Origin of the sequence: Acinetobacter sp. UBA991 (genome assembly GCF_002292065.1) — a bacterium.
Taxonomy (GTDB): Bacteria; Pseudomonadota; Gammaproteobacteria; order Pseudomonadales; family Moraxellaceae; genus Acinetobacter; species Acinetobacter higginsii.
In genome coordinates, this window is record NZ_DBBF01000012.1 from 54,645 (window position 1) to 68,031 (window position 13,387).

Consider the following 13,387-nt stretch of genomic DNA (forward strand, 5'->3'; position numbering starts at 1 on the left):
AACAGAAAACTGGTCATCTGGTTCTCGTCGAATTGATCATTTTGAAAGACAAGTTAAGCAAATGAGTCACTGAGCAAATTTACTTTTTCTTCTAATATGCGCCTACTGAATAGTAACCTTCGAGCTTTAGGTTCACATGACTCAATCGCCAAAAGTTAAACGCAGTTTTCTCAAAACACAAACCGCGCAAAAAATGCTGAATAGCCCTGCGAGCCGTCAAGCACGCAAGATCCTCTCTAATGCGCGAGATCGTATTTTACGTGGACAACAGCTTGCGCTCTCAGGCAAAACACCTTTTGATATTGTGTACCAGCGTGAAATCATCAGCCTACGTCACTACACAGCTGCGACTGACAGCACGGTCAAGCATCGTATTCCATTGGTGATCGTGCCACCCTTGGCAGCCAATATGCTGATCTACGATTTATTTCCAAATCGTAGCTTAGTCCGTTATTTTCTAGCGCAAGGTTTCGATGTTTATCTGATTGACTGGGGCACGCCGAGTCTACGTCAAGCCAAATATAACCTTGGCACTTACGTTAAAACTTTTATGCCAGACTTTATCGAAAAGATTCGAGAGCATAGTGGTCAACAACAACTGTCACTGTTTGGTTGGAGTTTGGGTGGGGCGTTATCGCTTTGCTATACAGCCTTATCACAAGATAAAAATATTCGAAACCTGATGATTTTAGCCTCACCGATTAACACGCATAAATCAGGTTATATGGGCAAGTTTTATCAGCGTCTTACCGTTCCTGCGCAATGGATTCGTAGTAATACCAAATTCCGTATTCACCAAGTACCCAGCCGTGTCTTTCATATTCATGGCTGGCAAAATACCTTGGGGTTTAAACTCACCGATCCGATTGGAAACTTTAAAAACTATTGGGAGTTGTTAAAGAACCTTGATGATCGCCAATTTGTAATTAACCATGCTACCTCAAGCTCTTTTGTGGACAATATGCTGGCTTATCCTGGTGGTGTCATGCGCGATATTATTTTGCGTTTCTGGATTGATAATGAGTTATCGACAGGTTCTGTTCAATTTGGTGAGCAAAGCGCGAATCTAAAAGACATTGATTGTTCAGTACTGGCAATTGGCGGCAGCAGCGACATTATCGTCACCGCGGAAGCAGTACGCCCACTCATGGATTTAATCAGCAGCAGCGACAAGCAATTTGAAATTGTACCGGGTGGCCATATGGGTCTGGTCTCAGGCAGTCAAGCACCACAGTTGGTCTGGCCTGTGGTCACACAATGGTTAGCACCACGTTCTGATTAAGCGAATTCATTCTAAAAACAAAAAGCTGCCATCATCGGCAGCTTTTTTAATATCGATCTCGCTTAATCATGCAAAATGCTGATAACGATGCAATACCAAACCTTCAACATTGACAGGTGTACCTAATAAATAGCCCTGTAACTGGTTACAGCCGAGACTGGTCAAAATATCTGCTTGCTGTTGGGTCTCTACCCCTTCTGCAGTGACAATTAAACCTAATTTTGCAGCCAAATGGATAATGCTTTCCAGAATCGCTTCTTCTTTTGAATTTGGCTTGAGATCAATTAAGAAACCACGATCAATTTTGAGTTCATCGACAGGTAAATCTTTTAAATATAAGAAGCTTGAATATCCAGTACCAAAGTCATCAATCGCAATGCGGATGCCAAGCTTACGCAAACGCTCCAAAGTACGAATACTGGAATCAATATGATGCATAGCCGTGGATTCAGTAATTTCAAGAATGAGATGATGCGGTTGGATTTGGTATTGTTCTAATAATTGCTCGAGGACACTAAATAGCTTTTTATTTTCGAATTGTAATGCAGAGAGATTAACAGCAATTGGATAAAACGGACTATTACTTCGTTCCCATTTCTGGATTTGCTGACAGGCTTGTTCCAGTGCCCAATACCCCATTGGAATGATCAAACCCGTTTTCTCTGCCCCTTCAATAAACATTTGCGGGGTCAGCAGTCCCAGTGTTGGATGCTTCCAGCGAATCAGGGCTTCAACACCACAGACTTCATAATTGCATGTAAATTTAGGTTGATAGAACAATACAAATTGTTGTTCATCGACGGCTTTGTACAGATCATTGATCAATTTAGACTGACTACGTACATCTTGCTGATCTGACATTGTATGGAACATGGTATAGGTATTACGGCCCTGATCTTTTGAGATCAGCATGGCAACATCAGCATTAATCAGTAAGTCTTGAACATTGGTGCCATGTTCAGGGTACATGGCAATCCCGACACTGGCAGAAATGTTAATATCTTTTGCCGCAATCAAATAGGTTTCTTGGATGCAATGCAAGATATCTTCTGAAAGCTGCATTGCTTCATTGAAATCGGTATCTTCCGAAATTAAAACAAACTCATCACCACCAATACGAAACAGCTTATGATTATCACCAAGCTTAGTGTATAAACGGTTTGCCATCTGAATCAGTAGTTGATCACCAATATGATGCCCAAAAGCATCATTCACGGATTTAAAACGGTCTAAGTCAATATATAAAAATGCTGCTTTCTGGCCATTTAAGCGATGATGATTAAACACCACTTCGGCATGTTCAGTCAGGTATAAACGATTCGGTAGCTTTGTAAGCGCATCATGTAAGGACTGAGTAGCAAGCTCTTTGTTGATGAGTGTAAGTTGCTCATTGCGTTCTTCTAACCGTGCTTCGAGTACGGCAACCGCAAAGCCTGCAACTAACACTAGACTGGTAATAAAGATAATCGTGAATAATAAGACGCTTTGTTCTGTCTGCTCAGAAGTCAGGATTTGCGCTAGGCTTTCATCAAAATAAGTCGCAGCCATACCCGTATAGTGCATGCCAACAATACTTAGCGCCATTAATATGGCAACCACTGCTTTGAGTAAAGTACGATAGGTAACTGCGGTTTTATATTTAAAAATGAAAAAGAAACTTAAGCCTGAACCACTGATTGCAATCAATACAGAACACAACACCAGTAAAGGATCATAATGCATGGCATGATTTTCAATGCTCAATGCGGCCATACCGGTATAGTGCATCCCCGATATACCGAGTCCCATAAATACAGCACCAAGGATTAAGCGTGGTATAGGCAAAGTTGGTCTTGAGGTCAACCAAACAGCAAAAATAGACGCAGCTGCGCCAATCAAATAAGAAAGTACAGTTAAATTAACATCAAAGTGATAGCCTTCCGGCAAATGGCTAGCCAGCATTCCCACAAAGTGCATTGACCATATCGCTAACCCCAAGATTAGCCCACTCGCAATCAAAATGCTTTTTTCAAACTTTTTATAAGCACCTTTAAAAACGAGTTCTTCCATCGAAACTGCAGCGTAACATGTCGCGACTGCAACCAAAATGAAAACGATGACCAATGTGCTATCGTAATCAACGTGAACCATAAAGGACTTCCATGATTATTCAGTACTTTTTTTTATATGATGAGCAAAATGCCCGAAATCCGAACGACGTTTTACACCCAAAGAAGCCATGAATATGGTATTCATAAACTTTCCTTAACAATAACATCATCTAGCATAAGGTCAAGTCTTTTTCACTTTATAAATCAATAGAATAAAAGCACATTTTCATTTCAAACCAATGAAAAATCTTGTTTTTTTATTACATTTTTTTTACCAAAAGACTCATTTTATTTTGCTAAATCATTTTAATTTTTAAGTTATTTCAATTTGTTTGTTTTTAATCGTGCAGATACCCCAAAGCATGCAACACTTTTTAGTTTAAATCATCGCTGCAAATGAGCAGCAACATGATCAAAACATAAACAATATAAGCTTATTTTTCAAGCTACATTGTTATAACTCTGTTATCACAGCCCATAAAAAAGCCCCTGTACAAACAAGGGCTTTTAAAGATTAAACTAGAACTTAGTTTTTCTCTTTATCTACGATTTTGTTCGCTTGAATCCAAGGCATCATCGCACGTAACTTATTACCCGTTACTTCGATACCATGTGCAGCATTTTGACGACGACGAGCAGTCATTGATGGATAGTTCAACGCACCTTCTTGGATGAACATCTTCGCGTATTCACCAGATTGGATACGTTTCAATGCATTACGCATTGCTTCACGAGACTGTTCGTTGATTACTTCAGTACCAGTCACATATTCACCGTACTCAGCATTGTTAGAAACTGAGTAGTTCATGTCTGCGATACCGCCTTCGAACATCAAGTCAACGATTAACTTAAGTTCATGTAAGCATTCGAAGTAAGCCATTTCTGGTGCATAACCAGCTTCAACCAAAGTTTCGAAGCCCATTTTAACCAATTCAACCGCACCACCACAAAGAACTGCTTGCTCACCGAATAAGTCAGTTTCAGTTTCTTCACGGAAAGAAGTTTCGATGATACCCGTACGACCACCACCTACGCCTGAAGCATAAGAAAGTGCAACGTTACGCGCATTGCCAGAAGCATCTTGATGGATCGCGATTAAGTCAGGAACACCTGAACCACGTTGGTATTCAGAACGTACTGTGTGACCAGGTGCTTTCGGAGCAACCATGATTACGTCTAAGTCTTTACGTGGAACAACTTGGTTATAAAGAATAGAGAAACCATGAGCAAATGCTAAAGTTGCACCTTCTTTGATGTTTGGTTCAATCACGTCACGATAAAGTTGAGATTGGAACTCATCTGGCGTCAAAATCATGACTAAGTCAGCTTGAGCAACAGCAGCTGGAACTTCAGAAACTTTAAGACCTGAATTTTCAGCTTTTTTCCAAGAAGTAGAACCAGCACGTAAACCAACAGTTACGTCTACGCCAGAATCTTTCAAGTTAAGTGCATGTGCATGGCCTTGTGAACCATAACCAATGATTGCAACTTTCTTGCCTTGGATGATTGATAAGTCACAGTCTTTATCGTAAAAAATTTGCATCTGTTTTCTCCATGAAAACTTTAAAATATGTTGGGTATTTCCCCCTCACCCTAACCCTCTCCCCAAGGAGAGGGAACTCCTTCTCCCTCTGGGAGAAGGTTGGGATGAGGGTTTTTAAAAACTTAAATTGTTAAAACTTTTTCGCCACGCGCGATGCCTGATACACCAGAGCGTACAACTTCAAGAATGGTATTTTCTGCAAGCGCATCAATAAAACCATCAATCTTGTCCGTTGTACCTGCGATCTGAATGGTATAGGTCGTTGGTGTTACATCAACGATTTGGGCACGGAAGATGTCAGCTGTACGTTTAATTTCCGCACGTGCTGCACCCAAGGCTTTCACTTTGATCAACATCAATTCACGTTCAATGTGTGAACCTTCTGACAAATCAACCACTTTTACCACTTCAACCAATTTATTCAGTTGCTTGGTGATTTGTTCAATTTTGTGATCATCGCCATATGTCGTTAATGTTAAACGAGATAAGGTTTCATCTTCGGTTGGCGCAACATTCAGTGTCTCAATGTTGTAATTACGTTGAGAAAACAATCCCACCAAACGAGAAAGCGCACCAGCTTCGTTTTCAACGAGTACAGAAATAATATGTCTCATTATGTACGCTCCCCTTTGCCTAACCACATATCTTGCATTGATTGCCCAGCAATCAGCATTGGATATACATGTTCTGTACGGTCTACCATGACATTAATGAATACACATTTATCATTAATTGCCATCGCTTCAGCTAATTTAGATTCCAGCTCATCCGCATGATCAATCTGAATACCAACATGACCGTAAGCTTCCATTAACTTGGCAAAGTCTGGTAATGAATCTACATAAGAACTTGAATGACGTCCTTCGTAGTTCATGTCTTGCCATTGCTTTACCATGCCCAAGGCTTGGTTATTTAAGCAAAGGATCTTCACATTCAAGCCATATTGCTTACATGTCGATAATTCTTGGATACACATCTGAATCGATGCTTCACCAGTAATACAAACCACTTGCTGATCTGGGAATGCTAACTTCGCAGCCATTGCATATGGCAAGCCAACACCCATGGTGCCTAAGCCACCAGAGTTGATCCACTGACGTGGACGTTTGTATTTGTAGTAGTTCGCACCAAACATCTGATGCTGACCAACGTCTGAAGTAATGATGGCTTCACCATTGGTCACACGATCTAATGCCTCAACCACTTGCTGAGGTTTCATTACACCATTTTGACCTGCTTCATAACGTAAGCCGTGTACTTTGCGCCACTCATTAATCTGAGACCACCATGCTGCAATTGCTTCAGGGTTTGGCTTAGATACATTCATTTGTTTCAATTGAGCCAACATTTCTTGAAGTACAGGTTCTACCGCACCCACGATTGGGATATGCGCCATAATCGTCTTCGAAATGGTTGCTGGATCAACATCAATATGAATCACTTTGGCATTGAGACAGAATTTTGCAGGGTTATTGGTTACGCGGTCATCGAAACGCGCACCAATGGCCAAAATCACATCTGCATTATGCATTGCCATGTTGGCTTCATAGGTACCATGCATCCCTAACATTCCCACGAATTGTGGATCGTTACCAGGGAAAGCACCTAAACCCATTAAAGTATTAGTGACTGGATAACCTAATAAATGTGCAAGTTCTGTCAATAAGCCAGATGCATTACCTTGAACAACACCACCGCCCGTATAAATCATTGGGCGTTTAGCCGTAATCAACTCATCAATCGCTTTACGAATTTGACCTGAGTGACCACGTGAAGGCGGTTGATATGAACGCATCTTCACTTTTTCTGGATATTCGTAGGCAAATTTTTCTGCAGGGTTGGTCGCATCTTTCGGAATATCAACAACGACTGGACCCGGACGGCCAGACGAAGCGATATAGAATGCTTTCTTAATGATTGCAGGAATTTCACTTGCGTGACGCACTTGGAAACTGTGTTTTACGATTGGACGAGAAATACCAACCATATCTGTTTCTTGGAACGCATCCTCTCCAATAAGATGGCTTGCAACCTGACCAGACAAAATCACCATTGGGATTGAGTCCATGTAGGCTGTTGCGATTGGAGTGACGGTATTGGTAGCGCCTGGTCCAGAAGTGACCAGTACCACACCTGTTTTACCTGTTACGCGTGAGTATGCATCTGCCATGTGACCAGCAGCTTGCTCATGACGCACGAGGTAATGGTTAATTTTGTCTTGTTGAAATAGCGCATCATAAATATGTAATACAGCGCCGCCTGGATACCCAAAAACATGCTCTACGCCTTCGTCCGCAAGCGCACGAACGAGCATTTCACCACCAGATAAAAGTTCCAACGTGATTCACCCTAGTATTTTGCACAATTTATGGGAGACATAAATTGTGTTCATTCATTAACTTTTGCACTTCTTATAAGTGTGCGTATTCTACTCGTTTTTGCTGCAATAGGAAAAATTTTCTGAGACTCATCAGCCGTATAAACTTGATGACATCTCGAATCAAAATGTGCTGGGATAAGCATATTTCAAAAAATCATTCTCTCGGCTAGAAAGAATGTCCATTGCAAGCCATGACATTTATTCGAAGGGTGATCAAATAAACACATATAAAACTTGAGAAAGCATTCTTGTTTCTTTCATAAGCAATGTCAAGAACAAAGAAAAGGATTTTAACGAATATTTTTTAGCTGCCGTTTTTTTAAACACATTTCACAGAATAATTTGGTCTTGTTAAACGCCCATTTATCAAAAAACTATTTTCTTTTTGCTTTAAAATAGGCATTGTAAACTGCTTATTTAGACACTTTGATCGAATATATTCAGCATTCTCTTGGGGAGATCAAATATGAAAATATCTTATTTAAAAACAATCTTATACACAATTTCAACAACAACATTGCTACTCTGCTCCAGCCAAAACTATGCGCAACAATATTACAAATGGGTCGATGCCAATGGTTCTACTCATTACACCACTACGCCGCCGCCCAAAGGTGCAAAGCGTTTGGACAAAGTTTCAACGTATGGCAATAGCCATCAAAGCACCAATCCAACGAATCAACAAAGCCATCAAGCGAATCCTGAAGTCACACCAAATGTAACACAGCAAACACCGCCGACAGCGCCATCTACTCCAGCGAACTCAGTTAAACCACAAAGCCCTCCGCCTGCCGCAGCATCATCAGAGCGCTAAATAGCGATCTAAACCTGCAAGGTCATCTTCAACACGGCGGCCTTGCAGATAAAATCCCGATCTAAAAACTGACATTTCCTACAATTTTGCGCTATGCTGTGCAGCAATCTTAACTTTACTTTTTTGTTGTATCGCATATCCCTATGACGACTTCTCACATTGACTCCGAATATCAAGCAAGTGCCATTGAGCCTCAAGTTCAACAAGACTGGGACAATCGCAAAGTTTTTAAAGTTGCAGACACTGTAGAGGGCAAACATCGCTATATCCTGTCGATGTTCCCGTACCCAAGTGGCAAACTGCACATGGGGCATGTGCGTAACTACACCATTGGTGACGTGATTAGCCGTTTCCATCGCTTAAAAGGCGAAACAGTATTACAACCAATGGGTTGGGATGCATTTGGTTTACCCGCTGAAAATGCAGCGATTGCTCACCAAGTTGCACCAGCAAAATGGACTTTTGAAAATATTGCCTACATGCGTGACCAATTAAAAAAATTGGGTCTGTCTGTCGACTGGGATCGCGAATTTGCAACGTGTACACCAGAGTACTACCACTGGGAACAATGGTTATTCGTACAACTTTATAAGAAAGGCTTGATCTATCGTAAGTTATCAACCGTGAACTGGGACCCCGTTGACCAGACCGTACTTGCGAATGAACAAGTTGAAAATGGTCGTGGTTGGCGTTCAGGTGCATTAGTTGAAAAACGCGATATTCCAATGTACTACTTCCGCATTACTGACTATGCACAAGAATTATTAGACGATTTAGATACGTTAAAAGATGGTTGGCCACAACAGGTCTTGACCATGCAACGTAACTGGATTGGTCGTTCAACGGGAATGGAAATTACCTTCCCTTCTGCCAATCCAGCAATCTATGCAGATGGCCTAACCGTTTATACCACGCGCGCGGATACCTTGATGGGTGTGACTTATGTTGCTGTTGCAGCAGAACACCCAATGGCGCTGAAAGCGGCTGAAAACAATCCTGAACTTGCTGCATTTATTGAAGAATGCCGTATGGGTTCAGTTGCCGAAGCGGATTTAGCCACGGCTGAAAAGAAAGGTATGGCAACAGGTTTATCTGTTAAGCATCCAGTGACTGGCGATGAACTTCCTGTTTGGATTGCCAACTATGTATTGATGTCTTACGGTTCAGGCGCTGTAATGGCGGTTCCTGCACATGATGAGCGTGATTTTGAATTTGCCAATAAGTTCAACTTGCCAATCAAACAAGTGATCGATGCCCAAAGTGCTGATGATGCAGCGTATTCTGCAACTGAATGGCAAGAGTGGTATGGCTCGAAAGATGGCAAATTGGTTAATTCGGGCGAGTTTGATGGTTTAGCATTCCAAGCTGCTTTTGATGCCTTCCTTGCAAAATTAGAACCACAAGCTTTAGCAAATTCTAAGGTTCAATTCCGTTTACGTGACTGGGGTGTTTCTCGTCAACGTTACTGGGGTTGCCCAATTCCAATGATCAACTGTAACAGCTGTGGTCAAGTCACTGTTCCAGAAGATCAATTACCTGTCGTATTACCAACCGATGTGGTTCCAGATGGTTCTGGTAACCCATTGAACAAGATGCCTGAATTCTACGAAACCAAATGCCCAAGCTGTGGTGGCGATGCGCGTCGTGAAACCGATACCTTGGATACCTTTGTAGAATCCTCTTGGTACTATGCACGTTATGCCTCTCCAGACTTTACTGGCGGTATGGTAAAACCTGAAGCGGCTCAAAGCTGGCTTCCTGTGAACCAATATATCGGTGGTGTTGAACATGCAATCTTGCACTTACTTTATGCACGTTTCTTCCATAAATTGATGCGTGATGAAGGCGTGGTACAAGGTAACGAACCATTTACTAACTTGCTCACTCAAGGCATGGTGTTGGCAGATACCTTCTATCGTGAAGCAGAAAACGGCAAGAAAACTTGGTTCAACCCTGCTGACATCGAATTAGAGCGTGACGAAAAAGGTCGTATCCTTTCTGCGAAATATTCAGGTGATGGTCAGGAAGTTGTGATTGGCGGACAAGAAAAAATGTCGAAGTCAAAAAACAACGGCATTGACCCACAGGCGATTATTGATCAATACGGCGCAGATACTGCTCGTGTCTTCATGATGTTCGCTGCACCACCAGATCAATCACTCGAATGGTCTGATGCAGGTGTTGAAGGAGCTAACCGCTTCTTGAAACGTGTATGGCGTTTGGCTGCAGGCTTCTTGGAAAAAGGCAATCAAGCAACAGCGATCGATACTGCAAACTTATCAAAAGATGCGCAAGATTTACGTCGTAAAACCCATGAAACGATCCAAAAAGTGGGTGATGACATCGAACGTCGTCATGCGTTCAACACGGCAATTGCCGCATTGATGGAATTACTCAATGCCAGCAATAAGTTCGAAGCAAAAGATGACAATGATGTAGCTGTTGCACGTGAAGCAATCACCACATTGCTCACCTTACTTGCACCATTTGCACCACATTTGAGTCAAACTTTGTTAACTCAGTTTGGTTTGGAATTAACGACGATCGAATTCCCGCAAGTGGATGAGTCAGCGTTAACCCGTAATACACAAACGATTGTTGTACAAGTGAATGGTAAACTTCGTGGTAAGTTAGACGTCGCAGTCGATATCTCAAAAGATGATTTATTGGCATTGGCAAAAGCCTTACCAGAAGTGCAACAATTCTTGACTGGCCCTACCAAGAAAGAAATTGTGGTACCAAATAAACTTGTTAACTTAGTAGTTTAATAATCCTTTCTAACCTCTCTTAAAAAAGAGAGGTTTCCCCCTTCTATAAGAAAAGGGATTAGAAGAGATTTCATTCGAGGAATAAATATGCACTTAGCGCAACGTGCAGCTGCTATCGTACTCACTTTAGGCCTAAGTGCAGGCTTAGTCGGCTGTGGCTTTCATCTAAAGGGAAGTAATCCAACAGCAGCGCCACTGGTCTATAACAAACTCACGCTCGCCATGCCTGCGAGTACCAGCGAACTTGAAAATAAGCTTAGTATTTATCTCAGCGCGACCGGTGTTCAACTGAGTAATGCCAATGATGCTTATGTACTTCGTATATTGGATTACACCCCTCGCCGCCAATTACTGAATGGTAAATTGACAGAAGTGTTGTTACGTTTAACAGTGACCTTCCAGATTGAAGACCGCCAAGGCAAAAAAATTACCGAACCCCGTACCTTAACCGCTTCTCGTACCTATCAATACGACGTGGCAACGGTCAACACTGATAACCAACAAGAAGCTTATCTAAACCGTATTGTGATTGATGATGTGGCGCAGCAAATTACGCGTCAAATCGCAGCCAATCGTTTACCTAAAGCTCAACCTTAATTTGTCATTATGAAACTAGATTATGTTCAAGCCTTAAAACGTGTTGATGAGGCTCGCGGTGCATGGATTATGCATGGACAAGAGCCTTTGCTTGAACAGAATCTGCTCGACACTTTTCGTAAAAGCTGGCAACAACAAGACGTTGAACGCCAACGTTATGACATTAGTAGCGTCAATGACTGGAAAAATGTCTTTAATGCACTCAACAGTTTATCGCTATTTTCGCAACAACTTGCAATTGAAGTACATGGCAATATCAAACCCGATGCCAACGGCTTAAAACTGCTGAAGCATTATATTCAACATAATGAACATAACCTCTTACTGATTGTTTTACCGAAGCAAGACAGCAGCAGTTTAAAGTCGGCTTTTTTCCAAGTGGTCGAAGCCAATGGTGTTGTGGTTGCGCTGACGGCGACCTACCCACAAGACCGACAACGCATCTTAAGCATCGAAGCCGAAAAACTGGGGATTCAACTGAATCATGATGCTTGGCAATGGTTGATGCAGCATCATGAACATAACTTGTTGGCTGCTAAAAACAGTTTAATGCGGGTTGCGGATACTTTCCCCGATATCCAACAGATTCAGATTGAACAATTGTATTCCTGTTTACAAGACCAATCGCGTTATACGACTTATGATTTAAGTGATGCCTTGCTTACTGGAAACTTGGCACAGTCAGTCAAGATTTACCAATATCTAATCGCTGCGGGTGAGCCTGATAGTCTGATTTTATGGACCCTAAGCAAAGAAATGCGCTTACTGATGCAGCTATTTGAACAGCCACATAATGCGATTCAACTTGGGATCTGGAAAACCAAAGTATCACAATATCAACAAGCTCTACGTCGTTTAAATCCAAGACAGTTTCTAACTTGGTCTGATTTATTGTTGCGTATTGATGCAGCGATCAAAGGTATGTCCAAAGAAAATCCAGAACAGCTGATGCTACAAGCCTTAGCTGAACTGTGTGGTACTACACTGTTTGCTCAACCTGCTTAGAGTATTCATCTCCATCACATAATAAGAATAATGGATCAACGCATGCCATTCCATTTAAGCCCCGACCAAATCAAGCAGATCAAAAATCTATTCCAACAAGCCGACAGCCTGATCATCAGTGCAGGTGCTGGTATGGGAGTCGATTCGGGTTTACCTGACTTTCGTGGCAATCAAGGTATGTGGCAAGCCTATCCCGAGCTAGGTAAACAACGCATCGATTTCACCGAAATTGCCAATCCAGCCGCGTTTAAACGGCATCCACGTTTGGCTTGGGGATTTTACGGGCATCGCTTGGCACTGTATCGTCAGACCACACCCCATTCAGGCTTTCTACAACTGAAGCAACTGGCAGAAATATTAGAGCTTCCTAATTTTGTATTTACCTCGAATGTTGATGGTCAATTTCAAAAAGCAGGATTTAATCCTGATCACATTTATGAATGTCATGGTTCGATTCATCATCTGCAATGTCTGGACGCGTGTACACAGACCATTTGGCCCGCAGATGAATTAAAGCCAGAAATCGATCATCAGGACTGTCAATGGCTGGGGCAATTGCCACAATGTCCATACTGTGATGGTCTGGCACGACCGAATATCTTAATGTTCAATGATATGGGTTGGTTAAGCCACCAACATGATCTGCAGGCAAAACACTTAAAAGCTTTTCTAAAAGATCATCAGCGCCCTGTGGTGATCGAAATGGGCGCTGGTACAGCCATTCCAACCGTACGTTATTTTAGTGAGCAATTTGCGTCAGGTCTGATTCGAATTAACCTACGTGAATATACGCTCCCTGCACAAGGTGGTATTGCCCTTGCAACAACGGCTGAACAAGGAGTGCGTGGTATTTATCAGATTTTTATAGAATAACTTATCGGCAAAAAAGCAAATAATTCTCATTCTAG

General features: G+C 41.9%; 10 protein-coding genes. 6 read left to right on the top strand and 4 right to left on the bottom strand.

Translation table 11 applies throughout. From position 1 onward, the window contains the following. The first annotated feature begins 136 nt into the window (after positions 1-136). Positions 137-1,282 carry an alpha/beta fold hydrolase gene (locus B2727_RS04690; RefSeq protein WP_033133778.1) on the top strand — a complete coding sequence of 382 codons (1,146 nt, stop codon included), beginning with the start codon at positions 137-139 and terminating at the stop codon, positions 1,280-1,282. Between the two features lie 66 nt (positions 1,283-1,348). On the opposite strand, the gene B2727_RS04695 is transcribed toward B2727_RS04690, so the two are convergent. From B2727_RS04695 to B2727_RS04710, 4 genes are all read right to left on the bottom strand, one after another. Beyond that, positions 1,349-3,412: a putative bifunctional diguanylate cyclase/phosphodiesterase gene (locus B2727_RS04695; protein WP_033133777.1), complete on the bottom strand. Its 2,064-nt coding sequence runs from the start codon at positions 3,410-3,412 to the stop codon at positions 1,349-1,351. 486 nt (positions 3,413-3,898) lie between these two features. Then, entirely contained in the window at positions 3,899-4,915 is a 1,017-nt protein-coding gene (ilvC, locus tag B2727_RS04700) for a ketol-acid reductoisomerase (protein ID WP_004655853.1), read from the bottom strand. Between the two features lie 122 nt (positions 4,916-5,037). Then, positions 5,038-5,529, bottom strand: coding sequence for an acetolactate synthase small subunit (gene ilvN, locus B2727_RS04705; protein ID WP_004804329.1), 492 nt, complete (start codon positions 5,527-5,529; stop codon positions 5,038-5,040). Further along, positions 5,529-7,253, bottom strand: a complete 1,725-nt coding sequence (locus B2727_RS04710) for an acetolactate synthase 3 large subunit (protein ID WP_004804328.1) — start codon at positions 7,251-7,253, stop codon at positions 5,529-5,531. The genes ilvN and B2727_RS04710 overlap by 1 nt, the downstream gene beginning before the upstream one ends. 508 nt (positions 7,254-7,761) lie before the next feature. Here B2727_RS04710 and B2727_RS04715 point away from each other — a divergent pair. The 5 genes from B2727_RS04715 (at position 7,762) to B2727_RS04735 (ending at position 13,352) form a co-directional block, all read left to right on the top strand. Then, complete coding sequence (locus B2727_RS04715; protein ID WP_033133776.1) at positions 7,762-8,109, top strand: DUF4124 domain-containing protein; 348 nt, start codon at positions 7,762-7,764, stop codon at positions 8,107-8,109. 143 nt (positions 8,110-8,252) lie between these two features. Next, positions 8,253-10,877 carry a leucine--tRNA ligase gene (gene leuS, locus B2727_RS04720; protein ID WP_033133775.1) on the top strand — a complete coding sequence of 875 codons (2,625 nt, stop codon included), beginning with the start codon at positions 8,253-8,255 and terminating at the stop codon, positions 10,875-10,877. 87 nt (positions 10,878-10,964) lie between these two features. Further along, entirely contained in the window at positions 10,965-11,474 is a 510-nt protein-coding gene (gene lptE, locus B2727_RS04725) for an LPS assembly lipoprotein LptE (RefSeq protein WP_004804322.1), read from the top strand. 9 nt (positions 11,475-11,483) lie between these two features. Then, the gene (gene holA, locus B2727_RS04730; RefSeq protein WP_033133774.1) at positions 11,484-12,479 is read left to right on the top strand and encodes a DNA polymerase III subunit delta; all 996 of its coding nucleotides are present in this window, start codon (positions 11,484-11,486) and stop codon (positions 12,477-12,479) included. A gap of 42 nt (positions 12,480-12,521) precedes the next feature. Continuing rightward, complete coding sequence (locus B2727_RS04735) at positions 12,522-13,352, top strand: SIR2 family NAD-dependent protein deacylase (RefSeq protein WP_033133773.1); 831 nt, start codon at positions 12,522-12,524, stop codon at positions 13,350-13,352. Positions 13,353-13,387 lie beyond the last annotated feature (35 nt).